Here is a 26,597-nt window from a genome sequence, read left to right on the forward strand (position 1 = left end):
CTTATATGTTGTGCCCACGGCAGAAAAAATCTCATCAAGACCGCGATCCTTGCGCGGTCGGCCAGTTGGGCAAATGTGGTCTTGCAGAGAAAGCCGACGTCGTCGCCAAACGTGAACCGAGCATATCAATACCTGGCGTCCTGGCCAGCTAAGCAGCCAGGAGAGGTAGATCGGCTGCGCCAAGATCGTCGCTCCGACATGCCGGCATCAATCTTCGGACTTCGCTTGCGAAAAGTTGCGCTCGGCGCGGTCGATCCAGGTATCGCACTCAACGATGAACTCATCGCAGAGCTTGGAGAATATGGCGTCGCGCGCGCCGATCGGCCGGTGCTTGTCTGCAGCATCTGCGAACCAGTCGTTGTAGAGCGCGGCGTCGGGCCAATCCTCGTTGCGCCAGTAGTGGAGATCCTCCACGAAGTGCCATTTGATCCAGGCCATGAGGCAATCGAGAAACGCTTCGTGCATATAGCGAAGGTGCAGTGTCGGAGCGCCGAGATAGCAATCGACCTCGTCGGCTTCGACGTTCGAAGTGTTCGCAAACACGCCCCGCTCATGCACTTCAACCGTCACGTTCTCCAGAAGAGGGCAGCCCGTCTCGGACAGGAACACGAAGCTCAGCCGGTCATTGCCGGGAAAGAGGCGCCGCGGATCGAACAGGACAAGATCGATGCCCTTGAGGCGGCATCTGGGGAGCGATGTATGGCAGACGGCCGACGTCTCTGTCATGAAAACGGGTAGCCTGGCCTCGCGCAGCCTGGCCCCAAGATCCGCGTTGCATTCTTTTGCATCCCCGGAACCGCGACGAACGACGTCGCCGCTGACAACGATACGACCTTCAATGGGGATATCGAACTCGCGCCATGTCGGGTCCGCCAACGGCTCGATGCCCGCAGCGCGATGCATCGCGCGATTGATCCCGGCGATCGGCGCCGGGTAATCTGCCCAGTAGCCGTGATTGATCTCCGCCAGCACCTTTAGATAGCGAGACAGCTCGTCCTGCTTTTGCCTGTCCCGGCAACGGCCCGACCACCTCGCTTCGACTGAAGGCATGCCGCGGTATCCGTTTCATTAGCTTGACAGCTCTGCGCTCTCACGGCTCCCAGTTCGGGCGTTTGGCCATGCCGAGGTTTACGTCCCGCGCCGTGGTGTAGCCCCAGCAGCCGGGCGCTCGGCTGTAGGTCATCGCGCCGCCGATGCGTCCGGCCTCGACGGAGCCGTTGTTGTAGCAGTCGCGGATCTTATCGAGCTCAGCCAGATAGGCCTTCATCTGCTCCGGGTGGCGCTTCTGAAGCGAGGCGATTGCCGCCGTCCTGCGCGCCTTTTCGTCGGTGATCGAAGCGAATTGCGGATCGGCCGTCGTCTTGTCGATCATGGCGCGCGTGTTGTCCGTATCGAAGGACCGGCGCCGGTCCTCGAAATGCAGATAGTCCTGGAGCGCGTTGCGCATATGAGGGTCGTTATAGTTTGGGCCGCCCGGCAGATATTCGTTGGTCGTCAGCGCTTCGAGAAGCTTCGTCTCGCGCTCAGCTTCTGGGATCTTCTGCCAGTAGGGCTGCTTCAGCTCGTTTGCCATCCAGACCTTGAAGTCCTCGTAGCTGCGCCATTTATCGCGCAGGAATTCGAGCCGGCCCTGGGCAATCAAGGGGTAGCGTTTGGCGATCTTGGCGTCGATTGCGGCGTAGCGAGCCTCCTTTGCCGCTTTCTCCCTGCGATAGGCATCTGCCCGTGCTTGGCTAGCCTTCTCCTGCGCGATTTTTTCCTTCACTTTTCGAATTTCAGATTGTTGCTTGTCCCGACGCGCAATAGCTTCGCCGTTCGCGAACCGAAGGGTGAAATCAAAATCTGCCTTGTGGGTGATGGCTTCAAAGCTAACGTTGCAGGTGTGCTGCTCTCGATTGCGAAGCACATCGGCGGGCTCAAAGCGCGCACACGACCAATATGTCGGCCTCACGCCATCGTACAGGAGGCGCTTTTGCGCGACGGTCGGGTTCGCAGAGAACAGCCATTTGAGCAGCGCTTCGGCGTCTTGAGGCGGTTTGGGATAGTAGCAATCATTGAAGCACGTGTTGACCGGCGGAGATGGTGCGCATTTCTTGTTCTTATCGGAGCCACCGCAGCAGGTGCTGTAGCACTGGTCCATTGTCGCGAAGTCGTCTTTCAGCTCTTGGCTCGCGTTCGCATAACTGCTGGCCCGTTGGGCGAGCAGTTTGCCATAGTCGGTCTTGATGTAATACGGCATGCCGTACTTGCGCATGATCGCCGCATAGGTTTCGCGGCGGTCCTTCTCTGGAATTCTTCTGCTTGTGAACTCAGCTCGTAGCAGCGATTTATTATCGGTATCGTAGCGGACAAGCCAGATGCCGTCGTCGGCGTCTCCCTCGAGTTCCACCTCGCCGTCGGATTCGCTGCGCTTGAAGCTCTTGCCAGTGCGGGCTTTGAGAAATTTCTCTATCGCCGCCAGATTAGAATTCAAAGGCAGGCCATTGATGTCGTATGGCTTCTCCAGCTTTTCGGGCGGGCGTGGTGCTTCCGCTTCGGCCGCCTGTGCCGCGTTGTTGTCGGCTGCTTGTTCTGTCGTGCTGGGCTGGCTCTGCCTCCTTGACGCGCTGAGCTGTTTCTTCAGTCGCGCAACATCCTGGCGCGCGAACGCATCGCTGGAATCTATGGCCAACAAGGTCTCTGCGTCTTTCAGCGCAAGATCGGGCTTGCCCAGCTTTTCGTAAACTTGCTTGCGGCTCTTGAGCGCGCTGACAGCTTTGGGGTCGATTGCCAGCGCTTCGCTCAGGGCACCGAGCTGCGCATCGTAGTTCTTGAAGTGCCCCGCTTCGTTGGCGTTGCGCAGGGCTGCCCGGACGCGCTCCTTGCGCGCCTGGTCTTCGTCAGTGACACCCTTGGCGTCATCGAGCCCTTTCTCCGCCGCGGCTATCAGTTCCCGCAACTCCGGCGAAGCACCACCGGCCTTCATCTTTGCGATACGTAGCTTTCGCAAGGCAACGTCGGGGTGGCCTTGCGCGAGAGCCGCCTTGCCTTCCGCGATGAGATCATCTGGCGACTTCTGTCGCTTCGACTCTCTGGTATTCGCTGACGGTTGCGTGGGCGCAGTCGGCGGAGGGGCGGCCTTTTCTGTTGGTGCTGCTGCGGCTTGCTCCTCGCCTGCTTTTGGCCGTTGCTCGCTCTGCGCCACTTCAGGCGAACCGGTACTCGGGGAAAAATTGGCGTACCTCACAAACTGATGGCAGCTCGCTTCATCACCGGTGCCAACGCAGTCATTTCCAGCGTAGAGCTTCACGAAGCAGTTCGGCGGCTCCGCCTTCGGAGGCAGGATCGCTGGACCGCTTTTGCTCGTCTTGCAGCTCCAGAAGAGATCGGGCTGGCGACCTGTGCGCGCGATATAGGTGACGACCCAGGAAGCGAAGGATTGCGGCTCCTTGGGAAAATGCCGTTCGAGGCAAGCCACGTCGACGATGGCTTTGCCTTGCTTCGAGCTTGGCGACAGGCAGGCCTTGTCCGCGCCTGCGGGGTAGCCGCTCACTTTCGGCAGGCCGACATAGTTCGGCGTACCATGTTGCCAGATGAAGTCGAGCACGCTCTTACGATAGGCCGACATCGGCATGGCGCGATGCTCTATTCCCAGCATCAGCAGATCGCCGGACGTTGTGAAGCGGAGCACGCGCCCGTCGTTTCCTTTGGCGAGCGTTATCATCGAACCGCCATCCTGCGCTTTGCTGCGCGCGACGCCCGTGCCAGCTGGAGCGCTGCGCACATAGGCTTCGACGTCGGCCTCCTTCATCTTGAGCGGGATGCCTTCGATTTCGTCTATGTTCGCAAGAACGGCCTGCGGTGAAGCCAATAGAGCGAGGGCAAACAAGCACGCGCGGAGATTGAGGGGGGGAATCGAATTTTTGCGTTTCATGCCCCTGCCCAGTGCCAACGCTGCTATTCGTTGCGATAGAGCATGTCATACACGCAGCCGGTCTTGTCGGGGACGCCACCTCCGATGCAATCGCCAACCCTCAAGCGCATGTAGCAACCGGCCGCAGGCGCCTCCAGCGCGACGCGTGTCGCCTTGGCACGGCTCTCACACGGCCAGTAGGACGAGTACTGGGCGCCCTCCTGCGGCGTGCGTTCGAAAAGATACTGCTGCAGATTCGCTGGATCGCTCGGCAGTGTCTGAGTGAGGCAGCTCCCTTGGCAGACCTTTCCGGCGTCGCAGAAGTAGGGCGACGGCGCGTGCTCGCCGCACTTTGATGCGCACTGCTTGAGACACCCGTCGAAGTCATTCTTAGAAAAATAGTGCTCGGCCTTGTCGAGCTTGAGGAGGGCAACAGGACCCAGCTGCTTGACGAAATACGTGTCGACGCCGCGTACCGTCTTCAGCGGATAGGGACCGGCCTTGTGCTGGATCAGCACGATCTTACCGTTACGAAACCGCACCTCGACAGTGCCCGCGTCGAAATTGCCGCGAACCGAGGTAGTGCCGTCCGCTTTACTGGAGGTGCTGACCTTGAAGCCTTCACGCGCGGCGAGCAGCTTCTCGACCTCGTCGACACTCGAGCTCAACGGAATGCCGTAGAAGAGCTTGCCGTAGCCGGTTTCGGCGCGAACGAGCGACGGCAGCGCCAAAAGAAACGCCAAGCAAGGAATCAAAAATCGGACCAAGCCGGGGTTCACAATTCCCGCGGTCATGTTCCCTCGCATGTTCCCCTCCCAGCCCAAATGACTTGTCGCATCCGTGCTATTGCGGATCGCCGAGCATCACATCGGCTCGCCACCCAGGAGGCGACGAGCGACCTACTTCTTGGCATCCCCGGTCGCTTGCGGCTCAGGCTTGGCAGCTTCGGCGGTCGACGCCTGTGGCCACTGCTTCGGATCCCACAATTTCTGGGTCCGGTTCGCCGCGGAAACGATCTCGTCGATCACACGACGCAAGTCCGCCGCCGATACATCCTTGTTGCGCAGATTGCTGAGCAGAAAAAACGAATTACTCGACTGCAGATAGCGAAACTGCGTGAAAGTGAGATTAGCGTTGTCGCTGAGTAGTCCAAGCAGAACGCTTTGTGGGATCAGATCTGCTGCACCTTTGTACAGTGCGAATTCGCTATTTATGCTAACGATGTTCTTGCTGGCGTCGATGTAAATAGTGATATCGTAGTTCCACGGCGATCCGGGGATACGAATCCGATAGTATTGCGCTTGGGTATCGTTGAATTTGCCCTCCTGCGGCTCGTAGCCAAGTCCCTCGATCATGGTCTTGAGGGAAGCGTGATCGAGCGGGCCTTCGGCCGCCTGCAGGGTAGCTGGGTGGAGCAGGCCGCCGATCAGGAATAGCAGTGCAATCAATGGTTTCATTGTCGCCACCAGAGCCGATTATTTTTAACAGTGCCGATACTATCACCGCCCCATTTGATGTTCAATCCAATGTGGTTTGGTGGATCGCTGCCGGCGTCAGGCGTCACCGTCTATGACAGAAATCTATCGCTTGTCATGATATGCCGATGATGCCTTTGGTCGTTTAAGTGGCAGGACGTTTCATCACGAGAGGATGATTTGTGCCCGATGTTCATATTTGCTCTGAGAGCAGACTGAGATGCGATATATCCTAGGTTTTGTGGCACTTTATCTTTTGGCGGGCTGGCTGATTGTTGGCCTGCCCCATGGCGAGTGCACCTCCGAGCAGCGCGCGCATTCTCCTGATTCGTGTGGCATTGGTGCGGTCATCCAGCAGTCCCTGCTCTGGCCGTGGCGCGTCCAGTGACCGGCGTCCGCCGCAGCCGTTGGTATCGGTGGCCCCCGCTCACAGAGACGCATCGGCCTCGTAGAGCCACAGCGATTGCAGGACGCTGAGCGCCACGACGAGCGCGACCGCAGCCACGTGCCACCGGCGTGCCGCGTCGGTCCCACCCGAAACAGGCCGCCTGTCAGTCGCCAGCAGCGCCAATGCCGCGACGAACAGGACGAGCGTCGGCAGGCCGAGCACGAGATAGGCGTATTTCAGTGCGTTCCCATAGCCCTGCGAGGCGCGCGCCAGCATCGCGCTCACGTCCTTGGCGGAGTAGATCACCAGCGGCAACACGCCGAACGACACAAGGAAAGACCGGTACGCGCTCACCCCGATGCTGTCGCGCCGACTCAGCAGCAGCAGTGCGAAGCACGCGAGGCTCGCAGCCGGCAAGAACAGCCAACTGTTGTGCAAGTGCAGGCCATGAAAGATGGCCCGCTCGATCCATGGCGCGTCCGGGGACATGCCGAGGTCTCCTTGACGGCGCCGTTAGCGTTCCTCTCGCTTGATTACGTGCCAACCGAACTGCGTCTTCACCGGCGCGGAAATCTCGCCGGGCTTCAGCGCGAAGGCTGCCTCCTCAAACGGTTTCAACATCTTGCCGCGCGCAAGCCACCCCAGGTCGCCGCCCTTCGCCGCAGTTGCTTCGTCCGTCGACAGCGACTTGGCGGTCTGCGCGAAATCAGCCCCGCCCTTGAGCACCTTCTCCGCAAGCTGAGCTTCGCTCTCCGACTTCAACAGGATGTGGCGCACGTGGACCTTCTCGCCGGTGTCAGTGCCGGAGCCGCGTTCCGATTTGTCTTCTGGACCGGTTTCGGATGAAGGGTCCGCCAATGCTGCGCCGAGGCGTACGATGCTGAAGCACTTGGCCTTGTCTTTATCATCCTGCGCAGACGCACAGGACTCGGCGTATGCGTCGCTCGTGACCGCTTGAAAGATGAAGCCCTTGAGTTCTTCTTCTGGCGTTTTCTTGGGGTCGAGCTCGATGGTCCACAGTTTCCAGGACCTCAAGGCTGCATCGACAGGGCGGGTATCAGGTTTGGCATCGAGGCGCGTGATGATGGAGAGCGGCACGCTGTTCGGCCAGCCCGACGCCACCGCCATGACGGGAAAGTCGCACTCGTTTATGAGCTTCAGGTCGTAGCTGCCTTTCTTGCCGGTGCTCTTGTCGAGCTTGTGCACGAGGCACTCGTCGGCGATGACCTTCTCGCCGGTGTCGAACCTCTGCGAAACCGTCGGCTTGGCTGCCTGCGTTGCATCCGCCGATTTCCCTTCGCTTGGAAGCGCTTTTCCCTGAGCGCTGCCAACCACTATCTTTCGGAACGGATTGCCTTTCGGCAAGATTTCGCAGCGCCCGTTCTGCTTATCCCTGGCGGCAGTGTCTCCCTTCCGCTCATAGAGCAGGACAAGGCGGTCGCAGATCAATCGGCTGGTCGGTGCGGCGTGCTCTCCCTTGCGCAGCCATTGTTCGGCGTGATCGAACTTTTTTGCCGCTATCAGGACATTTCCAATCTCGGCGTATCCGATCGGGTTCTTCATGTCGGCCTTGATGGCGAGCGCATAGTGGTTGAGCGCAGATCTGATGTTCTTCTGAGCGGACTCTTTGCGTTTGGCAAAAAAGTCGTTTTTACTAATGGCCTCGGCCACTTGTCCGATGTAGACGTGCGCCAAGGCGAGGTCTTCTGCGCCAAGCGTGCCTTCCTTTATCAGTGCCAGGCACGCATTGACGCGGAGCTCGGGATCCTCATTTTGGCTGCAGGATTCCGCATAGAACTCTGCCCAGTCGCCCGGCTTCGGGCCAAATGCCGCTTGGGCGGAAGCCTTCTTCAAAGCGCGCGCCTTGTCATCCTTCGGATCGATTTTCAGTGCTTCGTCCGCGTCTTTCCATGCTTTGGCGTGCTCGCCGAGCGCGGCGTAAGCCTCGGCCCGCTGCCTGTAAGGCTTCAGAGGGGCAAACGTCTCGATCGCGATCGTCTTGTCGAGGTCCGCGATCGCCAGCTCGTACTTCTTCTGCCGCAGATTTGCGATTGCCCGGTTGCGGTAGGCATCGGCATTCTTGGGGTCGAAACGAAGCGCCTGCGTATAGTCGGCCACCGCCTTCTCATAGTCGCCCTTATTGAAATACGCGGCACCGCGATTGTTCAAAGGCGTGGATTTTGCAGCCCCCGAGAGTGCGTCGACCTCAGCCGTACAGGCCTTGATCGAGGCATCAGGATTGGCACCGGGGCAGCCCTTGCTCTCCTGGATCTGCTTGATCTTCTCCTGAGCCCGCTTCGCCCAGTCCGGCTCGCCGTGCTTGGCGACATAGACCTTGCCGAAGCACTTGAGGGCGCCCTGGTCGTTTTCGCGGAACGCGCCGCAGCTGCGCTTATAGTCCTCCAAGGTGAGTGCCGAGACTTCCAGGCGCTTGAGGTACTGATCGGTGTCTACGGCACTGTCGAACTTGACGGCCAGCTCGCGCGCGCTCTGGTCAGGAAGCAAGGCAGCCGCCGCCTCCGACGTGCCAGGCTGCTGAACACGCAACACGAGGCCGTATTTGCAGGTGTTTTCAAACCACAGCTTGTAGCGCAAAGCCCCGCCATCGGTCTTCTCTCCCGTCTTCTCCATTGACTTCTTGATGCACTTGTCGGCCGCCTGTCGTTCCATTTCTTCGGCAGCCGCCAATCCCGCTTTTACCGAAAGCGGAATCGCCCAGTCCCGTTTCCCGCGCTTCTCGTCATACGCATTGGCAAAACACTCAAAGCGGAGTTCGAGGTCGGTGTCGAAAACGCCGGCGTCGCAGCTACGCCGAAACTCCGCCAGGCTGAGCGCTGCAAACTCCAGCTGTTTGAAGAGTTCATCAGGGTTGGCCCCGGCTGGCAAGTTCACACCCCAACTGTAGCCAATGGCAACGCCACTATCCTTCGATGGAGCGGGCGAAATGAGTCCACGTCCCCGGAGCCACGGGCCTCGAACCGCGACAACAGGTTCGAAGGGGCAGTCGTTGGTGATCGACACGAAATGACTGTCTTTGGACCCGCCCCCCGCTTTCCCGATCGTCTTGTTGACGATGCACGTGTCGGCGTCCGCCGACGGCTTCGCTTGAGCGCTTGGGCTTTTTACAAAGCCGTTGACTTTGTCAAAGCAGGCACGCGCCTTTTCGGCATCTTCAACGTCGATCCCGGAGCAGCTCTTGTTGTATCGTTCAGCGGTAATCGCGGCTGCCGAAAAGGTCTCGATGAGCTTCTTGGGATCGGAGCCGGCTTTGGCGCTGAATGGAACTGTACGCAGAATCCCTAAGCGCCCGACGCTGCCGGCAAGGTCCAGAATGGCAGGCCTCTTCAGCAGCGAACCTTCGACAACAACCACAATCCCGAATTTGCATTCGTTGCCGACACTGAGCTCGAAGTTTCCCTTCTTGCTGTCGGGCGTCGGGTCGACCCAGGAACTGAGGCACTTTTCCAGCGACTCGTTGGAAGAGGGCGCCGGCGGTTGCTCCCTTTTGTTCGCCGCAGCGACCGCGAACAGCAGCGGCTCCTTCGGGCAGCGCTGGCCCGTAATCTCGGCCTTGACGACTTCGTATTCCTTGCGGTCCGTGGCCACTGAGCGCAGCTTGCCGTCGCTCCGCGTCGGCGCAAACTCCAGCTTCGCCTCGCAGGTGACCGACTTGCCGTCTGGGCTGAGCGGCCAGGAGAGGATCTCATAGTAGCTCTTGCGTTCGCGCACGCGTTTGAGCTTGCCGTCGTCGACGAGCCACGTCGTACGGTCGCCCTCACTGTCGATGGCAATCTCGCCGAAGCGCGTCTTGAAGGCTTTAAGGGTAGGTCCGTCGCCGATCTGCATGCGATCGGTCAGCGTCTTGTCGTCGCCCACCTTCAGCTCGATCTTGCGCTCTTGCGAGACAATTGGTCCGGTCTTCCCGCTCTTGAGGCTCCGCATCTGGGTATCGAGGTCGAGAACGAACGACAGCGTCTGTCCTTTGAGCTTGTCGGCGGCTTTCCTCTGCTCTGGGGCGACGAGCCATGTCTTTTCGCAGCGCTTATAGGTGACGCGCCGTTTGCGCCCCTCGCGCAGGCGCATAGTGTCGCCCTTGATGCGGTCGAAGGTGAAGCTTGTGCGCTTGTAGCCTTTCTTCGTCGCGCACAGCGTGTCGACCGGAAGCTTCGGCGTCAGCGGAAACAGCCCCGTCAACCAGCACGCGCCATCCGCGCGGTCGATGCCGTGTGGCTGGATCCACAACAGGTCCCCCGTGCGCGCGGCATCGTCGAAGATGCCCGGGCACTCCTTGCGCTCCGGCACCCAAGCGCCGACGAGCTCGGGCGGCAAGTCGGAGTTGGGCGGCGGCAGCTTTTCATCGATCGGGTCGCGCCAGCCGCAGGCCTGGCGGATGACGCGCTGGAAGTAGCCCGCCCGCAGCGCCAGCTTCCCGTCGATGTTGGTGAAGTATGCGGCACCATCTTCCAGGCACCACACATCGGGGTAGAGCCCACGCCAGTCGAACCCGATCGGGACGAGCTCCTGGGCGACATAATCGCGCCCGCCCGTGTAGTTGGCATTGTACTCGATGAGATATTTGACCGGCCTGTCGAAGAAATGGCAGTGCGTGTTGCTGTCCGCCTGGTCCAGTTTCGGCTGCAGCGAAAATGGCCGCTTCTCCGCAATACAGCCTTCACTGTCGAGCGGGCAGATCTGCAGCGTGTAGGGCAGCGTGCCCGACCAGCCGAGCTCGGTTGTCACGGAGCCGCAATAGAGCTTGAGTGGCGCCGGCGTCTGGTCGGCGGCCAGCACTGTCGTGGTGGCGAACGAGGCGGCGGCAAGAAATAACCATACGAGCAACACACGAAAAAGCATTCACGGCTCCCAGGATCTTGGCTTAGACAAGCGCTGTCGCAAAAGTCTCGGGTCGACCGAGGAGAATAGCGGCTGGTTGTGTCGTTACAATATCTCTGTGAGATGGGCCCGGGTCCGGCATCCAACTTGGGCGCAAATTCCCGAGAGCGCGTTCGGCGTTGGGTCAACGCGGCGGTTGGCAGCCAATTACAAACCGCCCTGCGTGTGCCTCCCTGGTGTATCACAGCAACCATGGTCTGACTTGTTCTTCACGCAGACATGAGACTTTGGAGCCATTTCAAATCGTCGCTTCGCGTGATTGGTGACGGACGCAAGAGCAGCCCCGCCGCATCAAAGACGGGCGGGGCTTGCTCTGGCCGATATGTCTTCGAGGCAATCACTCATCGATCGGCTCGGGAATGATCACGACCGTGCGATTCTTGAGCCATTCCTCGATGTCGATTTGACGCCAGGCGACGCGGTTCTCGCCGACGCGCACCCGGCGCGGAAACTTGCCGGCGCGCTCCAGGCGATAGATGTGCTGCGCCGTGTAGGGAACGAGGCTTAAGACCTCCTTGCGGGTCAACAAGCGAAGATGGGCGAACGTATCGGGGCCGGCACGGGGTACAACTGGCTCAATGTTCATGAGCATGGTCTCCATCAAACTGGCGGCGGATGGACCGCCCGGGCTGCGGGCGGGAATCAGCCCGCCCTGTACCCATGAGACCGCACGTAAGTAAAAACTTGTTTAATATTACTTTTGTTTCCGGTGGCGCATCTGCAGGGCGAGGCCCAGCTTGCGCAAGTCCTCCGGGTCGTACCGGCCGGAAAGATCCTCGACCATTTCGTCGATGCGCGCCGAGAGCGTGAGAAGCTCGGGCAGCGTGTCGTCGGGATTGCGGTGACACCACACGTTAAATGCGTTGTAGAGGCCAGGGTCGAGGGCCTTCACATGTGGCCGTATGAGACCCCGCCCGAGCCAGGGTGCATAGACACGCCGGATGAAGGCCACCGGATTTTCACTGCGGCCCTCCCGTTCGCTCCATAGCTCCGGCGCTTTGTCGGGAAGGGGCGGCGGTTGCCCCGTTTGCTCGTACGTTGCGGCAAGCTCTCTCAAGAGACCGGCGATTTGCCTGGATGAGAGGCGGGCGGGTTTCGTTAGGCGCGCGACATGGCGCTTGATGCGGGCGATGAGATCACGAGCAACCTTCTCTGATAAGGGCGCGCCTTCCTCGACAGCGCTGCGTGACTCAATTGATCGCGGCGGTTTGGATGTATCACCGACGAGATACTTGATGGCGGAGCGTCTCTTCGCCCCGCGCGCAACGGGTCTAACCTGAACTTCGAACAGTTTCGACGGGTCGGGTGCGGCGGCGTCAGGTGATGTCCTTCGAGCTGCGCGGGCACGTCGAGTGGATTGATCGCCGGACTTTGCGGGCATGAAGGAGCCTCGGATCGGAAAAGCGGGCACACGCGGCAACGAATCGCGATGCAATCTTATTCCATAAATCTATTACGATCTACGCGGCCTTGGCGCGTCGGCTGACGATTTGGGCCAAATGCGCCTCCCATGCTGCAAGGGCTTCGCGCTTCTCCTTGTCATACGCATAGCGGTTATAGACAGCATCGGTCACGCCGCGACTCATGGGGCTGTGATTGAGCACGAGGGAACGCACGTGAACCGGAAGGCCCAAGCGCGCCATCTCGGTGCCAACGGTGCGCCTCAGGTCATGTGGGGATACGCGGGCAATTTTGATTTCAGCGACCAGTCGCGCCATGGCCCGCGTGACCGCGTTCGCCGAAATTGGCTCGTCTTCCTGCGATTCCGGTGATGCGAACACATACACACTGTCGTCCGGACTCGCGGCCATCGCCTTGGCAAACTCCGCCTTGGCGAGCGGGCAGAGCGGAACGCGATGCAGAAGCCCGTTCTTGGTGCGCTCACCGGGAATGGTCCAGACCGGCTCGTCGATATCGAGCTCCAGCTCCGACTTCCTGGCCTCAACCACTTCGGAGCGTCGCTGCCCGGTAAGAAGTAGCAGGCGAAGCACGGAGCGTGTTGCGGGCGAGAGCATGCGACCCTTCTCGCCGCGCGCCATGTGCTCCCCGGTCGTGGTTTCGGTTGCTTCAAGCGCCTGCCAGAAGGTCACCATGCCGGCGCTATTCAGCACGCGCTCGCGCGGCCGGCGCTTGCCCACTTTGCGCAGGCGGGCAGCAGGATTGGCGTCGATCAAGCCTTCGTCGAGCGCCCAGTTGAGAACGCGGTTGATCAAGACAAGGACTTCGTTGGAGACGAGGGGCGTGGCTTTGGCCGCCACCTTGTCACGGTAGCGGGCGATCTCGATGCGTTTCAGATCGGCAATGCGCTTGGTTGCGAACTCGCCTTCCAGATGATTGCGATAACGCGAGAGATCCGTCTCTGCGCGGGTGAGCTTCACGAGCGCGTGGCGCTTGTACCAGTCCTCGAAGACTTCGCCGAAGGTGAGGGCCTCTTGCTTCTTCGCGACGCGCTCAGCGACAGGATCGCGATCCTCGACCTTCACGCGCGTCATGATCCGCCCGGCGGCCTGAGTAGCGTCCTGCAGACTGACAGACCTGACATCGCCGAGGGAATACTGGCGGAATTTCTGTGTCTTGCGGCCGCCTGGCTGGTAGCGGACGTACCAGGTCTTCTGACCGTTTGGACCGACGTTCAGCCATAGGCCCGGCACGCCTTCGATGCGGTAGCGCGTGCGCTTTCCATCGATGGCTTTGGCAGCGAGGATCTGACGGTGATTTCGCTTCAGAATGGGCATGAACAAAACGCGTCCGTTGGGCACATACGGCACATACCGGGCACATACCAAAGCAGCCTTTGGCGTGTGTGAGGGTTATCCCATGGAACGAGGGTGCACACAATAAAAACAATAAAATCATGATGTTAAGCTGTGCCTGCCGGAACCCCCCGGAACCTGCAAAAACACCCCTGGAGCCGATCGCACTGCAGAGGTCAGGGGTTCGATTCCCCTCGGCTCCACCAATCAGTTCCCGTTGTTATTCCGTTTTCCGGCCCCTTCATGGAAACCCTCATGATCTCACCAGGTTGCCGGCGACACCCGCGGCGCCATCGCCGTCTCTCAGGTCCAATTGGCTCCTAGTTCCTCGGTCATAGACCCGAAGTCTCTGGCCTCGAAAAACCATTTCCGGGCGCCGTCCGCTGCCACGCTGCAGAGACAAGGTTCTCACTGAACTGAGACCGGTTCGAAGGTGGAAGGGGGCACTTCGTCCGTTCTTCGCAGAGGATCAGGACTGGTGGGTCGGCACTGACGCAGCAGCTTTTGACCGAGAACGTTAGTGAGGCTCAGCGGGGCTTTCTTGATGCCCAAAGCTGCCCTGAGCAGGTGCACTATGCGTTCTATATCTACAAATGCATCGCGGAATTTCCGAGATCTGCTGCTCGCTCAGTTCTAAGTTTACACCAGCGCGATCGAGGACCGTAGCACCTCTGGAAGCTGGGGGCGTGAAAGCGCGATGCCTCATCCAGCACAGGATTAGCAAGTTCTCGTCCGTCGAAGAGTAGACCTAGAGGGCCATCGAACGCCCTGGGTCCGTGTCGGTGCTGATCCTGCAGAGCCAACGACGGAGATCGTGCCTCAGTATCGCCACACTGGCACTGTTATCAAAGATTGGATATTATAACATCCGAACTGTAGTAGCAGTGGCGGCGCCGTCTTTTACCGATGATACCCATCGCGCTTCTCACCGGCTTCCTTGGAGCTGGAAAGACGACTGTCCTCAATGCCTTGCTGCGGGATCCGCGGTTCGCGCACTCGGCTGTCCTGATCAATGAGTTCGGGGAGACGGGGATCGACGGTGATCTCATCGTCGAGTTCAGCGCGGATGTTATCGAGACCACGACGGGGTGTCTGTGCTGCACGGCTTCCAGTGACGTGCGCCAATCCTTGTTTGATCTCTGGCTGCGCCGCCACAAGAAGGAGGTTCCGGAGTTTCGCCGTGTGCTCATCGAAACAACAGGGCTCGCCGATCCTGCGCCGGTCATCCATGCGCTGACGATACCGCAAAGCTACGGCCTCATGGATAAAACCGTAGCCGGGCAATTTGCGCTCGCTTCGGTAATCACGACAGTTGATGCGATCAATGCGCCCGGTTCCGCAGCGGCCTATCTCGAAGCGTTGAAGCAGATCGCGCTGGCCGATGCCATACTGATTACGAAGATGGAGCTGACGCCTGCACGTCACAGGGAGGGTCGGCGCGACATTCTCGGTGAGATGATTGCGGATACGAATCCCGGCGCGCATGTTTTCGAAAAGCAGAACGACTGGGACCGCTTTGTCGATTGGCTTCTGAAAAATCGGACCTACGAACGCACAGCCCGAACGAGCGAGGCGCTCGCCTGGCTCAATGCGGAAGCCGTTCTGGAGCATGGACCTCATGCTCAAGTGCACGAGAATGAAAGTCGGCACAAAGATGGGATCCGCGCTCAGTGCCTGATTATCGATGAACCGATTTCCCCCATTGTTTTCAATTTTTTTATGAACGCTCTGCAAGCAAGCGCTGGCGCGGCGCTCCTGCGCGTTAAAGGACTAGTTGCTCTGGACGACGATCCAACGCGCCCAGTGGTCATCCATGGCGTCCAGCACCTCGTGCAGTGCGTCGACCGACTTGCGCAGTGGCCCAGCACAGACCAACGCACGCGCATCGTGTTCATCGGTCAAAACATCGACATTCGTGCAATGAAATCCATCCTTTTGACAAAGACTGGTAAGGCCAAACGCGCGGCTCGCTCACCTGTTGAATCAAAAGTCATCAAGGAGACGTTCCATGACGACCCCTGAAACGCCAATTCCGGTGACCGTGCTCACCGGATACCTCGGCGCCGGCAAGACAACGCTCTTGAACCGCATTCTCACCGAGCAGCATGGCAAGCGGTATGCCGTCATCGTCAATGAGTTCGGTGAGGTTGGCATCGACAACGATCTCGTGGTCGATGCCAACGAGGAAGTCTTCGAGATGAACAACGGCTGCATCTGCTGCACGGTGCGGGGCGATCTCATCCGCATCATCGGCGGCCTTATGAAGCGCAAAGACCGCTTCGACGCGATCCTGATCGAGACCACGGGTCTCGCCGATCCAGGACCCGTCGCCCAGACCTTCTTCGTCGACGAGGATGTACGTTCCAAGACGAAGCTCGACGCCATCGTGACCGTGGCGGACGCGAAGAACCTCACGCAACGTCTCGGAGACAGTCACGAAGCGGAGGAGCAGATCGCTTTCGCTGATGTGATACTTCTCAACAAGACGGATCTCGTCTCGGCCGAGGAGCTGTCGGCGGTGGAGAAGCGTATCCGCTCCATTAACCCCTATGCGAAGCTTCACCGCACGGAGCGCAGCCGCATCCCACTCGATCAGATCCTTGGCCGTAACGCCTTTGATCTCGATCGCATCCTGGCGGTTGAGCCCGACTTTCTCGACGAGGGGCATGAGCACGAGCATGACGACGAAGTAGCTTCAATCTCGCTGGTGAGTGATGCTCCGCTCGATGCTCAGAGGTTCTTCGACTGGATGCAGGGCGTCATCGCCCAGAACGGGGTCGACATCCTGCGCATGAAGGGCATCCTCGCCATGAAGGGCGACGAAGAGCGCTATGTCATCCAGGGCGTTCATATGCTCATCGAGGGCGATCATCAGCGACCCTGGAAGGCGGATGAGAAGCGGCAGAGCCGCCTCGTCTTCATTGGACGCAATCTCGATCGGGACGCGTTGCGGCGTGGTTTCGAGGCTTGCGTGGCCGCATGACGAGCGAGATGACCTCAGCTCCCCTCAACAAGCGCTATGAGACGAAGCAAGTCGGGTGGCCGGCGGCAATCACCGGGCTCCATTGGGGTGGCGACAGCGCTATGTTTGCGCTCGGCGATGGAACCGTGAGGTTCTGGCGGAAGGATGAGGAGGACGCCACTGTCGTCGAAGCTCACGAGGGAGCAATCCTGACGGTCACTTGCGATGCTGCCGGAACCGGCCTCTTGAGTGGAGGGGATGACGGCGTCCTGCTGCATACGACCGAGAGCGGGCGGAACATCATCGCCAGAACTGGAAGGCGCTGGATCGACCAGATCGCGCTCGCCCCGTGGGGCGGACTGGCCTGGGCGCACGGCAAGACCGTCGAGATCGCTCACGGCAAGATGAAGCAAAGCCGGACACTATTCCTGCCATCGAGCTGCGGCGGGCTTGCCTTCGCGCCGAAGGGCGAGCGCCTGGCAATCGCGCACTACGGAGGCGCAACGATTGCATCTCTTGCTCATCCGAATTCCGATCCGGATCGCTGCGAATGGAAGGGCGCCCATATTGCGATCACCTGGAGCCCCGACGCACGGTTTCTGGTTACGGCGATGCAAGAACAAGCGGTTCATGTCTGGCGGCTGAGTGATGGCGGCAACCTGCATATGGGCGGTTATCCGACGAAGCCCAAGAGCTTCTCCTGGTCGCCAAAGGGTCATCTTCTGGCGACGTCCGGCGGGCCATCAGCTCTCATCTGGCCGTTCAAGGGCAGAAGCGGGCCGCAGGGCGAGATGGCTCAGCAAGCCGGCGGATATCTCTCCCCAGTGTCAGCCGTGTCTTGGCATCCCGTCTCGAACGTTCTCGCGATCGGTCACCGCGACGGGGTCATCGCGTTGGCCGGACCAGGTTCGGAGCGGTCGCTGTACCTACGTGAACCTGATGGAGGTGCGATTACCCACGTAGCGTGGAGGGCCGATGGCGCCATTCTGGCCTTCGGAAGCGAGAGGGGCTCTGCCGGGCTGATCGACTGCACCGGACTTGCGAGGACTTGATGACGAAACCGAACCCTTTTCAACCGAAGCCGCGCGGTGGCGTTCAAGACGCGCTCAATCGAATTCGTGCTTGGGTCCGCGCCGCTATGCCGGTCGATGACCGGGAGACGATCTCAATAACCGAGCTCGCCTGCGCCGAGCCCGGATGCCCGCCGCGTGAGACGGTGATCGTCATCATGCCGACAACCGGAGCGTGGCTGAAGGCGCGCGTTCACAAGGCTCTTGGCGACGTGATCGAGGACGACGTGCTGTGGGCGTTGAGAAAAGCGGAGCTGGTTACCCGTCCTACATAGGCATTGTTCCGATCGAGAGGACTTCGAGTGCAACTAATGAGCGTCCACAGGATAGGAATCCGGATTTTGTCTTGGTTATCTAAAGGCTTGATGATCCTTCTCGGGCTCAACACACTATCGGCGGTCTTTGGCTGCTGGTGCGGTGAGTGGCACATTGCCCAAGCTGCTCCACATATCCAGGCACAAGCCGCCGGCATAGAACCGGCGGTCCGCCCAGCTTCGCCGTCGCTGGCGGCGCAGGCTTGGCAGTTGATCCTCAGCTCGCAGGCAGCAATCAATCGCGAATTGATAGCGACTGTCCGTCTGATCAAGGACGGCAGCCCGTTCTCGGGCACGCTGACCCTCGTTCTCCTCGCCTTCGGATACGGAGTTCTGCACGCGGCTGGTCCTGGGCACGGCAAAGCCGTCATTTCGTCGTACGTCCTCGCGAACGAGGAGACGGTTCGCCGCGGCATTGCCTTGTCGTTTCTCGCCGCACTGTTTCAAGCACTGAGTGCGATCCTGTTCGTAGGCGTGCTGCTCATGCTCATGCGGCAGACAAGCCTGACGCTGCGCATGGCGGAGGCGCAGCTGGAAACGCTGAGCTGGGTTCTCATTGTAGGCGTCGGCCTCTGGATGCTCTGGCGGCAGTTCCCTCGATCTTCAAGGCAAGTGGCGGGAGGACCTGTCGTTACAGCCGAGAACCTCCAGGGCTTTGCGCCACCACATGTTCATAGGGACGACTGCGGATGTGGGCACGCCCACATGCCAAACCCGCGCGATGTTGCGGGGTCGTGGTCGTGGCGCAAAGCGATTCCCATCGCAGTGGCAATCGGCATACGTCCGTGTACCGGCGCACTCCTCCTCCTGATCTTCTCGTTCGGGCAGGGGTTGTTGTGGGCCGGCGTTCTCGGAACATTCGCGATGGCCATTGGCACTGCGCTGACGGTCTCGGCGCTTGCGGCTTTTGCCATCTCGTCGCGCTATTGGGCCGTACGGCTATCGGGACCCGAACGCCCATGGGGAAGAAGGCTAAAGCGCTCGATAGGAGTCATCGCATCGCTCGTTGTCATCCTGCTGGGGGTCGCTGGCGTCATGGCATCGCTCGGCCCGGTCCGGCCCTTCGGACTGTGAGGAAGGAAAGTCATTTGGAGCGAGCTCTCGCCCAACCCCAAAGTGCTCAGCCGCCCCAACGGTCACCGCTTGAGGAGACGGCTGAATCGGCTGCGCCTGCTCCTCAGGCAAGGACGCTGCCGGCCTTCACCGGCAGACCTTTGGGCAACAGGCGCCATGGTTCATGATCCCGCCATCGCGCCGGCGAGGAGGCCTGCATTGTGGCGCATCATGTCGAGGTAGGACTTGGCTGGACCTTCTTTTTTGGAGAGAGCATCCGAGTAGAGCGTTCCCCCGATCTTGGCGCCGGTCTCCTTGGCAATCTGCTCGATGAGGCGGGTGTCAGTGATATTCTCGACGAATACGGCCTTGACGCCGTCTTTCTTGATCTGGTCGATGAGCTTGGCGACGTCCTTGGCAGACGCCTCGCTTTCGGTCGAAACGCCGGTCGGCGACAAAAACTCGACTCCATAAGCCTTCGCGAAGTAGCCGAATGCGTCGTGGGAGGTGATGACCTTGCGGCTCTTCTCGGGGATTGCGGCGACCTTAGACTTAATTTCTTCATTCAGTTTGTTGAGTTCGACGGCGTAGGCTGCCGCATTGTGGGTATAGACGGGGCAGCCGTCCTTGTCGGCGGCGCAGAGACCTTCCTTCACGTTGGCGACATAGAGAATAGCGTTTGGCACGCTCTGCCACGCGTGCGGATCGATATCGCCGTGGTCGTGGCCGCCCTCCTTCGCATGATCGTCGTGCTTTTCGCCCTTGTGCTTCTCGTGATCGTCGTGGTCATCTTCCTCGCCCTTGATGGGCTCAATGCCCTTGGTTGCGACGACGAGAGGGCCCTTGTAGCCGGATGATTGAACCAGACGCTCCATCCAGCCCTCGAAGCCGAGGCCATTCTGAAACACTACTTTCGCCTTTCCGACGTCAGCTGCGTCGGCGGGCGAAGGCTGATAGACGTGTGCATCGGCTTCCGGGCCTACGAGCGTGCGGACTGCAACGCGATCGCCGCCCACCTTCTCGACGAAATCGGCGAGGATCGAGAACGTTGCCACAACGGACATCTTCTCCTCTGCCTGTACCGCTCCGCTGGCAAGTGACGCCATTCCTGCGAGGACAAGGCCCGCAGTTGTGCGTAGTCTCATGGTCTTAAAATCCTTCATTTTGTGGCTACGCCTAACTACCCTGCGCGATGCCGTTGCGGCAGCACGTTCCAGATGGCCCCGCTGACGGGGCCGAACATGAGTGAAACGAGATAAAAGGCTCCGGCCGACAATGTGATTGCCGGGCCAGATGGAACGCCAAAGTGAAATGACACCAGCAGTCCCAGGACAGACGCGCCGATGCCGCCGGCAATCGCGAGCATCATCATGCCTTCGAGGCTACGCGCCCAGAAGCGGCTTGCCGCCGCCGGAAGCATCATCATGCCGACCGCCAGCAATGTCCCCAATGCCTGGAAGCCCGCCACGAGTCCCAGGACCGCCGTCACGAGAAAGGCGAGATGGGCGCCGCCTCCGCTCTGGCTCATCACCGCAAGGAAGGACGGATCGACACATTCCGCAACGAGCGGACGAATGATGATCGCCAACCCGAGGAGATTGACCGTTGCTGCGAGTCCGAGGACGATGAGCGCGGTATCATCGAGAGCGAGCACCGTGCCGAACAGCACGTGCATCAGGTCGACATTCGAGCCCTTTACGCTCACGATCATGACACCAAGGGCAAGCGAGATCAGATAAAACGCCGCGAGGCTCGAATCTTCGCGCTGCACGGTCGTTCGCGCCACGAGCCCTGCCGCGAGTGCTACAAAGAGGCCGGCGGCGAGACCGCCAATCGTCATCGGGACCACCTTCAGCCCGAACAGAAGGAAGCCGACGGCGGCCCCAGGCAGAATGGCGTGCGCCATGGCATCGCCGACAAGGCTCATGCGTCGTAGCGTCATCAGCACGCCCGCAGGAGCCGCACCGAACGACAGCGCCACGCACCCGGCCAGTGCCCTGCGCATGAATGCGTAGTCGGAAAATGGCGCAATCAACGCTTCATAAGGGCTCATGCTGCGCTCTTCCGGCACCACGGTGCATTCTCGTCCCATGCTTCCGACATTGCACGTGCCTTGAGCAGGTTTTCAGGCGTGATGACACTCCTCGTGTCGCCCCATGCGACCGGCTCCCGCGCAAGCATCAAGGCTTGCGGAAAGCGCTCCTTGACCAGATCGAGATCGTGCAGGACCGCGATGATCGTCCGCCGCTCGCCGTGCCAGCGTTCAATGAGCGCCATGAGCTCCGCAGCGGTCTTGGTATCGATAGCCGTAAATGGTTCGTCGAGCAGAATGAGCGCACTGTCCTCGAGGAGCAATCGGGCAAAAAGAATGCGTTGCATCTGACCACCCGACAGTGCGTCGATCATACGGCGCTCGAAGCCCTCTAGGCCTACTGCCATTAGCGCTTTGCGAATACGCGACCGAGCCCGCGTATCAAGACCCCGGAAAGCGCCAATCTCCTTCCACAGCCCGAGTGCCACGAACGCTTCGACCGTGATGGGAAAGCTCCTGTCGACTTGGGCTTGCTGGGGAAGATAGGCAATACGCCGGCGCAATGCCCCGTCCATGCCAATGCGGCCCTCGAGCGGCTTCAGCGCTCCGATGATGCCTTTGAGCAGCGTGCTCTTGCCACTGCCATTCGGGCCGACGACTGCGAGCAAGGCGCCAGCGCCGACAACACCCTCCAGGTGGTGGACGGCAGGATGGTCGTCATATCCAAGGGTCAAGTCCTCGAAGTGAACGACTGGCTCTGCAGTCCCATCTTGCATCAGTCGTCTCACGAGTTCATTGCCAGAAAAAGAAGACCCCAGATCCCACCGATAAGTGCGAGGGCCAGTGCCATCCGCCGGCCAAGGCTCCAGAACATCATGGGTTCGATCCTGCGAATTGATCCCGGGCCTTCTGGAACCAAGACAAAACTCTCTGGCGGTGTGCTTCGCCCCAGGTCTCAACAAACCGGCGCGTTCGCTCGTTGCTCGTGTCGGTCAATTCCGCAATTCGGGACGCGACGAACTCGGGCGTCAGCGGAATACGGCAGTACTCCTCGATGCACGTCTTCCAGTCGGCGTAGGTCTCGAGTTTGATACCGCTCATAAGGGTGTTTCCCTCGTTTGGGGGAAATAGCCTTCGTCCGTGATGACGAGGTTGCTCGTGTCACCAAAGCGATGGAAGAAGCAGGTGCGCCGGCCGGTGTGGCATGCGGCACCTTGCTGATCGACGAGCAGCAGTATCGTGTCGCCGTCACAATCGAGCCTTGCCTCAATCAGGCGCTGCACGTGGCCAGAGGTCTCACCCTTTCGCCACAGCGCCTGGCGCGAGCGGGACCAATAGCAAACGCGCCCCGTGGCGAGTGTCTCCGACAGCGACGGCGCATTCATCCAAGCCATCATGAGGACTTCGCCCGTGTCATGCTGCTGGGCGATCGCCGGGGCGAGACCGCGTTCATCGAATACGACTGAAAAAGCGGCGGGCAGGGCTGTCATCGCAAAGCCTCCTGAGCACAGTTGGCGCATACACCATGCAACTCCAGCGCCGCTCCCTTGGCGGCAAAAGACATGCGGTGCGACCAAGTCTCCACGACGGTCTCTATTCCAGAATCTCTCATTTCGCTCACGACTCCGCAGCACTCGCAAATAGCGAACACCGAGGCACCGCGATGGCAACCTTGAGAACAGACGACGAAGGCATTGAGCGATTCAACCTTGTGGACTGAGCCGGCCTCGATCAGTCGCTGAAGCGCACGGTAAATCGTCTGCGGAGCCAAATGCTCCTGCTCCGCCAAGACAGCCTGAATGTCGTAGGCGCTTGCCGGTCGGCCGATACTCCGGAGCGCAGCTAGGACCGTTTCCACATGTTTGGGCGGTGGTCGCGTGCCGTTGGCAGTTTTCCTCGCGTGACGCGCCATCTGAATGGCCTCCCTCAAGGGACATCGGGGCCGCGCTCCTACCGCGGACTTGACGGATGTTATAATATCCGATTTGTAGAATGCAACAACCCAGAGAGGTGCTCATGGACGATAAAATCAGGCAACATCTTGAAGAAGCAGAGGAAACGCCTGACTTACGGCTTCCCGTCACCGTCCTGTCCGGCTTTCTCGGAGCCGGGAAGACGACGCTGCTCAATCATGTCTTGAACAACCGCGAGGGCCTCAAGGTCGCGGTCATCGTCAACGACATGAGTGAGGTCAACATCGACGCCGATCTTGTCGCCAAGGGGGGTGCGAACCTGTCGCGCACCGACGAGACGTTGGTCGAGATGTCGAACGGCTGCATCTGCTGCACCCTGCGAGAGGATCTCTTGAAGGAGGTTCGCAGGCTGGCCTCTGAAATGCGTTTTGACTACCTGCTGATCGAGAGCACCGGCATTGCCGAGCCCCTACCCGTCGCAGCGACCTTCGAATTCCGGGACGAGAAAGGCAATAGCCTTTCCGATTTTGCGCGCCTCGACACGATGGTGACCGTTGTGGATGCGGCGCATCTGTTGAAGGACTATTCCTCGCATGACTTCCTGAAGGACCGCGGCGAAGTGGCGGGCGAGGAAGACGAGCGTCCCCTCGTTCAGCTGCTCGTCGAACAGATCGAGTTCGCCGACGTCGTCGTTCTGAACAAGATCGACGTAGCCAAGCCGCACGAGGTTGAGGCAGCGCGGACGATCATCCGCGCGCTCAATGCAGATGCGCGCATTGTCGAGACGAGCCACGCACACGTTGCTCCGCGCGACATCCTCAATACCGGGCTATTCGACTTTGATGCCGCGCACCGGCATCCGACCTGGTTCAAGGAGCTCAACGGATTCAAAGATCATGTGCCGGAGACCGAAGAGTACGGCATTTCGAGCTTCGTCTATCGGGCGCGCGGTCCCTTCGAACCGGTGAAGCTCCACGCCTTCTTCAACAAAAGCTGGCCGGGCGTGGTGCGCGCCAAAGGCTTTTTCTGGCTCGCCTCACGCCCCCAATTCGTCGGCGAGGTTTCGCAGGCCGGTGCGCTCGTCCGCCACGAAGCGAAGGGCTACTGGTGGGCCGCTGTGCCGAAGAAGAGTTGGCCCGAGGATGAGGCGCTTGTCGCGCGCATTAACAAGAGCTGGCACAAGCACTGGGGCGACCGGCGCCAGGAGATCGTCTTCATCGGCACGGGCGAGATGGACAAGAAGGCCATCACCGCCGAGCTGGACGCTTGCTTGCTAGCTCTCCCTGATGAGGGCGCGGTCGACACAAAGGCGTGGGCGAAGCTGCCCGATCCCTTCCCCCGCTGGGGCAAGGAGGCGGCGTAGAATGACGAGCCTGTTCAAACGTCAGATGGCAGGTTCCGACGCCCTGGCGCTTCGCATCGCCAGAAAGGAGCTACGCAGCGCTTCGCCGTCCGTCTTGAGACACTGGAGCAATAATGGGGTGGCATTGGCGCTTTGGGAGCGCACGTGGGACCCGGTACTAACGACGAAACTCGATCAGCTTGGCTTTCATGAACTCCCACGGACCCGGTTCCAAGCCAAAGCCGTTACGGCAGAAGTCGACGTGACCGCGGCTCTTGCCGATACGCAATGCCATGACGAAACGGTGATGGCGGCGCTTGCCACGGACATTGAGAGTTTGATCTGCCGCTTCGCAGAAGCGACTGGGATCAATGAGGTCGAAGTCCGGCTCGAGGCCATTCGCGACGATGCCTGCAGGCTGTTTCATGCCGATCGCATGCGTGCGCGTCTGGTGACGACCTATCGAGGTCCCGGAACAGAATGGGTCACACCTGCCGATGCCGACAATGCTCTCAAAAACCCAGAGGGCTTTTCCGGCACTGTTCACCCGATGCCCCGCTTCGCAGTTGGCCTCTTCCCCGGCTCTCTCGCTCCGCAAGGTCCACTCGTCCATCGCTCGCCACGCATCCGGGAGACGGGTGAGTTTAGACTCTTCCTCTCGATCAATGAGCCGTTTCGGGCTGCAGCGTTAAACTAACGGCACTGATCGTCCTTCAGACTAGCATTTGTTACACCAATCCGCAGCGTACGCCGCCGCCCGACACGTGAAGCCGCCGAGGCCGCCGTCCGGTTGAGTCATTCGCTGTAAGTTGTTTCCACCGCCCACGACTCCTTTGGTTGAGCGTACAATTGCCAGAATTGCTCTGCGACGGCTTCGGCTGCTTGTGAGCCGGGGTTCACGAAAGCTGCCACTGTTACCGTGGCCACGTGCACGCCTTGGTCTTTTAGGCTTTCGAATAGTCCTTGCGCCAAGGCGCGGATGCCCGCCTTGCCGATGCTGAGCGAAAGATAGTCGGGGCTTGGCTGCAACGCGAAACCGCCCCCGGTCAAGAGAATCGATCCGGAGCCACGCGCAGTCATCCTGGCTGCGACGGCCTTGGCAGCCGCCTGAGCGCCGCCAATATTCACGGCGAGGTCCGAGTTGAACGTATCGGCGGGCTGTTCAGCGATCGTCGCCTTGCGCATGGATGCCGCGTTGTAGTGCAGGACATCAATCGCGCCGAACTGCTTCTCCACTTCGGCGATGAGCGTGGCCACGCTTGCCGGATCGGAGGTATCCACCGTGCGGGCTTCGGCGGTGTAGCCCCTGGTCTTTAGTTGATCCGCAAGCGCCTGTGTCTTCGTGGCATTGCGTGCGCTCAGGACGACCCGAAAGCCTTCCTTTGCGAATCTTTCCGCGGTCGCCGCGCCGATGCCGGGGCCGGAGCCGATACTGAGAAATGTCTTCATGTCAGTTACTCCTCGACGTTTCGATGATGGTGAGATAAGCCATTTACGGCGTCAGATAATCAGGTCATGGCGCATAAAATTCGTGCACATCATGCAGGAATTGCTGGAACGAGGCGGGCTTGAGTTACTCGCGGCCTTCGTCGCCGTCGCAGAGACGGGGAGTTTCACCGACGCCGCCAAAAAATTGGGCCGAGATGCGTCCATAGTTTCACGCCGCGTCACTCAGTTAGAACAGCAGCTCGGGGTGCGGCTGCTGTCGCGGACAACACGCCGCGTCGCACTCACTGAGGTTGGCGCGATCTATCATCGTCGTGTGCGGGCACTGCTTGACGAGTTGGCCGTCGCGAGCCGGGAAGCCAGCGATGTCGCGGCAAGCCCGCAAGGCTTACTGACAATCTCGGTTCCGGCGACCTTTGGGCGTTACTGGATAGCGCCGTTGCTTCCGGCGTTTCTCGCCCGTCACCCGCAGATCCGCATCGATGCGCGATTTTCGGATCGCCTCGTTGATGTTGTCTCCGAAGGTTTCGATGTCGCGATCAGGGTCGGCGTCCTGCGTGACAGCTCGCTGACATCGCGAATGATTGCGTCCTATCGCAATCTTCTAGTCGCCGCACCGAGCTACATCGCCAAGCACGGTAAGCCCAAGGTTCCAGCAGATTTGGCCAAGCACGCCTGCCTTGGCTTTTCGGGACATGCAGACTGGCCGGACTGGCGCATGATGAAGGACACTAAGCGAGCGACAGTTCGCCCCACTGGGCCGTTGATCGCCGACAATTCTGAAGTTGTACTGATGGCCGCGATCGAAGGCGCAGGAATAACATTCACACCTGACTGGTTGGCTGGACCAGAAGTTCGCGCAGGAAGGCTGGTCGAGGTGCTGCCGGGATGGGGCGGCACGGGATTAGGCGGCATTTACGCGGTGCTGCCGCCCGGTCGATTGGTGCCCACCAAGACGCGTCTCTTTGTTGATGAGATTGCAAAAGCTATTAGGTCGGGTTGGGCAAGAAGAGCCGGCAAAGCCCGTTGAAGGTCTACACGACACTCGCTCTGAGGGCGGGGCC

Annotated in this window: 24 protein-coding genes; 8 read left to right on the forward strand and 16 right to left on the reverse strand. The window is 60.1% G+C overall.

The genetic code is table 11. The features are described from left to right. Positions 1–207: 207 nt before the first annotated feature. The 9 genes from R3D51_03460 to R3D51_03500 form a co-directional block, all read right to left on the reverse strand. The gene (locus R3D51_03460) at positions 208–1,050 is read right to left on the reverse strand and encodes a hypothetical protein (protein MEZ5898531.1); all 843 of its coding nucleotides are present in this window, start codon (positions 1,048–1,050) and stop codon (positions 208–210) included. Between the two features lie 40 nt (positions 1,051–1,090). Beyond that, positions 1,091–3,913: a hypothetical protein gene (locus R3D51_03465; GenBank protein ID MEZ5898532.1), complete on the reverse strand. Its 2,823-nt coding sequence runs from the start codon at positions 3,911–3,913 to the stop codon at positions 1,091–1,093. A gap of 23 nt (positions 3,914–3,936) precedes the next feature. Further along, on the reverse strand, positions 3,937–4,635 hold the full coding sequence (locus R3D51_03470) for a hypothetical protein (protein ID MEZ5898533.1): 699 nt from the start codon (positions 4,633–4,635) through the stop codon (positions 3,937–3,939). A 156-nt stretch (positions 4,636–4,791) separates the two neighbouring features. Further along, positions 4,792–5,349, reverse strand: coding sequence for a hypothetical protein (locus R3D51_03475; protein ID MEZ5898534.1), 558 nt, complete (start codon positions 5,347–5,349; stop codon positions 4,792–4,794). Between the two features lie 445 nt (positions 5,350–5,794). Further along, positions 5,795–6,244, reverse strand: a complete 450-nt coding sequence (locus tag R3D51_03480) for a hypothetical protein (protein ID MEZ5898535.1) — start codon at positions 6,242–6,244, stop codon at positions 5,795–5,797. A 24-nt stretch (positions 6,245–6,268) separates the two neighbouring features. Further along, the gene (locus R3D51_03485) at positions 6,269–10,609 is read right to left on the reverse strand and encodes a peptidylprolyl isomerase (protein ID MEZ5898536.1); all 4,341 of its coding nucleotides are present in this window, start codon (positions 10,607–10,609) and stop codon (positions 6,269–6,271) included. Between the two features lie 376 nt (positions 10,610–10,985). Further along, complete coding sequence (locus tag R3D51_03490) at positions 10,986–11,234, reverse strand: AlpA family phage regulatory protein (protein MEZ5898537.1); 249 nt, start codon at positions 11,232–11,234, stop codon at positions 10,986–10,988. 108 nt (positions 11,235–11,342) lie between these two features. Next, positions 11,343–12,029: a hypothetical protein gene (locus R3D51_03495; protein ID MEZ5898538.1), complete on the reverse strand. Its 687-nt coding sequence runs from the start codon at positions 12,027–12,029 to the stop codon at positions 11,343–11,345. A 79-nt stretch (positions 12,030–12,108) separates the two neighbouring features. Further along, entirely contained in the window at positions 12,109–13,383 is a 1,275-nt protein-coding gene (locus R3D51_03500) for a tyrosine-type recombinase/integrase (GenBank protein ID MEZ5898539.1), read from the reverse strand. Between the two features lie 924 nt (positions 13,384–14,307). Here R3D51_03500 and R3D51_03505 point away from each other — a divergent pair. From R3D51_03505 to R3D51_03525, 5 genes are all read left to right on the forward strand, one after another. Then, a complete protein-coding gene (locus R3D51_03505) occupies positions 14,308–15,423 on the forward strand; it encodes a GTP-binding protein (GenBank protein MEZ5898540.1) in 1,116 nt (371 codons plus the stop codon). After that, the gene (locus R3D51_03510; protein ID MEZ5898541.1) at positions 15,410–16,384 is read left to right on the forward strand and encodes a GTP-binding protein; all 975 of its coding nucleotides are present in this window, start codon (positions 15,410–15,412) and stop codon (positions 16,382–16,384) included. Before R3D51_03505 ends, R3D51_03510 begins: the two co-directional genes overlap by 14 nt. Further along, positions 16,381–17,415: a WD40 repeat domain-containing protein gene (locus R3D51_03515; GenBank protein ID MEZ5898542.1), complete on the forward strand. Its 1,035-nt coding sequence runs from the start codon at positions 16,381–16,383 to the stop codon at positions 17,413–17,415. Before R3D51_03510 ends, R3D51_03515 begins: the two co-directional genes overlap by 4 nt. Then, on the forward strand, positions 17,415–17,708 hold the full coding sequence (locus R3D51_03520; GenBank protein ID MEZ5898543.1) for a hypothetical protein: 294 nt from the start codon (positions 17,415–17,417) through the stop codon (positions 17,706–17,708). Before R3D51_03515 ends, R3D51_03520 begins: the two co-directional genes overlap by 1 nt. Before the next feature lie 66 nt (positions 17,709–17,774). Further along, positions 17,775–18,821, forward strand: a complete 1,047-nt coding sequence (locus tag R3D51_03525; GenBank protein ID MEZ5898544.1) for a nickel/cobalt transporter — start codon at positions 17,775–17,777, stop codon at positions 18,819–18,821. 161 nt (positions 18,822–18,982) lie between these two features. On the opposite strand, the gene R3D51_03530 is transcribed toward R3D51_03525, so the two are convergent. The 6 genes from R3D51_03530 to R3D51_03555 all read right to left on the reverse strand — a co-directional run bounded on the left by R3D51_03530 (position 18,983) and on the right by R3D51_03555 (position 22,744). Then, positions 18,983–19,945, reverse strand: coding sequence for a metal ABC transporter substrate-binding protein (locus R3D51_03530; protein MEZ5898545.1), 963 nt, complete (start codon positions 19,943–19,945; stop codon positions 18,983–18,985). A 35-nt stretch (positions 19,946–19,980) separates the two neighbouring features. Next, on the reverse strand, positions 19,981–20,853 hold the full coding sequence (locus R3D51_03535; protein ID MEZ5898546.1) for a metal ABC transporter permease: 873 nt from the start codon (positions 20,851–20,853) through the stop codon (positions 19,981–19,983). Further along, positions 20,850–21,608: an ABC transporter ATP-binding protein gene (locus R3D51_03540; protein ID MEZ5898547.1), complete on the reverse strand. Its 759-nt coding sequence runs from the start codon at positions 21,606–21,608 to the stop codon at positions 20,850–20,852. Before R3D51_03540 ends, R3D51_03535 begins: the two co-directional genes overlap by 4 nt. Before the next feature lie 97 nt (positions 21,609–21,705). Next, positions 21,706–21,933 carry a hypothetical protein gene (locus tag R3D51_03545; protein ID MEZ5898548.1) on the reverse strand — a complete coding sequence of 76 codons (228 nt, stop codon included), beginning with the start codon at positions 21,931–21,933 and terminating at the stop codon, positions 21,706–21,708. Further along, positions 21,930–22,322 (reverse strand): phosphoribosyl-AMP cyclohydrolase, encoded by a 393-nt coding sequence (gene hisI / locus R3D51_03550; GenBank protein ID MEZ5898549.1) that lies wholly within the window; start codon positions 22,320–22,322, stop codon positions 21,930–21,932. Before hisI ends, R3D51_03545 begins: the two co-directional genes overlap by 4 nt. Then, positions 22,319–22,744, reverse strand: a complete 426-nt coding sequence (locus R3D51_03555; GenBank protein ID MEZ5898550.1) for a Fur family transcriptional regulator — start codon at positions 22,742–22,744, stop codon at positions 22,319–22,321. The genes hisI and R3D51_03555 overlap by 4 nt, the downstream gene beginning before the upstream one ends. Before the next feature lie 104 nt (positions 22,745–22,848). Here R3D51_03555 and zigA point away from each other — a divergent pair, with 104 nt between their 5' ends. Beyond that, on the forward strand, positions 22,849–24,108 hold the full coding sequence (zigA, locus tag R3D51_03560; protein ID MEZ5898551.1) for a zinc metallochaperone GTPase ZigA: 1,260 nt from the start codon (positions 22,849–22,851) through the stop codon (positions 24,106–24,108). 1 nt (position 24,109) lies between these two features. Then, positions 24,110–24,784 carry a DUF1826 domain-containing protein gene (locus R3D51_03565; GenBank protein ID MEZ5898552.1) on the forward strand — a complete coding sequence of 225 codons (675 nt, stop codon included), beginning with the start codon at positions 24,110–24,112 and terminating at the stop codon, positions 24,782–24,784. 98 nt (positions 24,785–24,882) lie between these two features. Here the strand turns inward: R3D51_03565 and R3D51_03570 are convergent, their stop codons facing one another. Beyond that, positions 24,883–25,536 carry an SDR family NAD(P)-dependent oxidoreductase gene (locus R3D51_03570; GenBank protein MEZ5898553.1) on the reverse strand — a complete coding sequence of 218 codons (654 nt, stop codon included), beginning with the start codon at positions 25,534–25,536 and terminating at the stop codon, positions 24,883–24,885. Here R3D51_03570 and R3D51_03575 point away from each other — a divergent pair. Continuing rightward, a complete protein-coding gene (locus tag R3D51_03575; protein ID MEZ5898554.1) occupies positions 25,535–26,563 on the forward strand; it encodes a LysR substrate-binding domain-containing protein in 1,029 nt (342 codons plus the stop codon). The genes R3D51_03570 and R3D51_03575 overlap by 2 nt on opposite strands. Positions 26,564–26,597: the final 34 nt, after the last annotated feature.

Source organism: Hyphomicrobiaceae bacterium, assembly GCA_041397645.1.
Taxonomy (GTDB): Bacteria; Pseudomonadota; Alphaproteobacteria; order Rhizobiales; family Hyphomicrobiaceae; genus Hyphomicrobium_B.

Coding starts and splice junctions, on each gene's coding strand:
- R3D51_03460 (MEZ5898531.1), bottom strand. CDS start 1,050: ATGCCTTCAGTCGAAGCGAGGTGGTCGGGCCGTTGCCGGGACAGGCAA.
- R3D51_03465 (MEZ5898532.1), bottom strand. CDS start 3,913: ATGAAACGCAAAAATTCGATTCCCCCCCTCAATCTCCGCGCGTGCTTG.
- R3D51_03475 (MEZ5898534.1), bottom strand. CDS start 5,349: ATGAAACCATTGATTGCACTGCTATTCCTGATCGGCGGCCTGCTCCAC.
- R3D51_03480 (MEZ5898535.1), bottom strand. CDS start 6,244: ATGTCCCCGGACGCGCCATGGATCGAGCGGGCCATCTTTCATGGCCTG.
- R3D51_03485 (MEZ5898536.1), bottom strand. CDS start 10,609: ATGCTTTTTCGTGTGTTGCTCGTATGGTTATTTCTTGCCGCCGCCTCG.
- R3D51_03490 (MEZ5898537.1), bottom strand. CDS start 11,234: ATGAACATTGAGCCAGTTGTACCCCGTGCCGGCCCCGATACGTTCGCC.
- R3D51_03495 (MEZ5898538.1), bottom strand. CDS start 12,029: ATGCCCGCAAAGTCCGGCGATCAATCCACTCGACGTGCCCGCGCAGCT.
- R3D51_03500 (MEZ5898539.1), bottom strand. CDS start 13,383: ATGCCCATTCTGAAGCGAAATCACCGTCAGATCCTCGCTGCCAAAGCC.
- R3D51_03505 (MEZ5898540.1), top strand. CDS start 14,308: ATGATACCCATCGCGCTTCTCACCGGCTTCCTTGGAGCTGGAAAGACG.
- R3D51_03510 (MEZ5898541.1), top strand. CDS start 15,410: ATGACGACCCCTGAAACGCCAATTCCGGTGACCGTGCTCACCGGATAC.
- R3D51_03515 (MEZ5898542.1), top strand. CDS start 16,381: ATGACGAGCGAGATGACCTCAGCTCCCCTCAACAAGCGCTATGAGACG.
- R3D51_03520 (MEZ5898543.1), top strand. CDS start 17,415: ATGACGAAACCGAACCCTTTTCAACCGAAGCCGCGCGGTGGCGTTCAA.
- R3D51_03530 (MEZ5898545.1), bottom strand. CDS start 19,945: ATGAGACTACGCACAACTGCGGGCCTTGTCCTCGCAGGAATGGCGTCA.
- R3D51_03535 (MEZ5898546.1), bottom strand. CDS start 20,853: ATGAGCCCTTATGAAGCGTTGATTGCGCCATTTTCCGACTACGCATTC.
- R3D51_03540 (MEZ5898547.1), bottom strand. CDS start 21,608: ATGCAAGATGGGACTGCAGAGCCAGTCGTTCACTTCGAGGACTTGACC.
- R3D51_03545 (MEZ5898548.1), bottom strand. CDS start 21,933: ATGAGCGGTATCAAACTCGAGACCTACGCCGACTGGAAGACGTGCATC.
- hisI (MEZ5898549.1), bottom strand. CDS start 22,322: ATGACAGCCCTGCCCGCCGCTTTTTCAGTCGTATTCGATGAACGCGGT.
- R3D51_03555 (MEZ5898550.1), bottom strand. CDS start 22,744: ATGGCGCGTCACGCGAGGAAAACTGCCAACGGCACGCGACCACCGCCC.
- zigA (MEZ5898551.1), top strand. CDS start 22,849: ATGGACGATAAAATCAGGCAACATCTTGAAGAAGCAGAGGAAACGCCT.
- R3D51_03565 (MEZ5898552.1), top strand. CDS start 24,110: ATGACGAGCCTGTTCAAACGTCAGATGGCAGGTTCCGACGCCCTGGCG.
- R3D51_03575 (MEZ5898554.1), top strand. CDS start 25,535: ATGTCAGTTACTCCTCGACGTTTCGATGATGGTGAGATAAGCCATTTA.
- R3D51_03570 (MEZ5898553.1), bottom strand. CDS start 25,536: ATGAAGACATTTCTCAGTATCGGCTCCGGCCCCGGCATCGGCGCGGCG.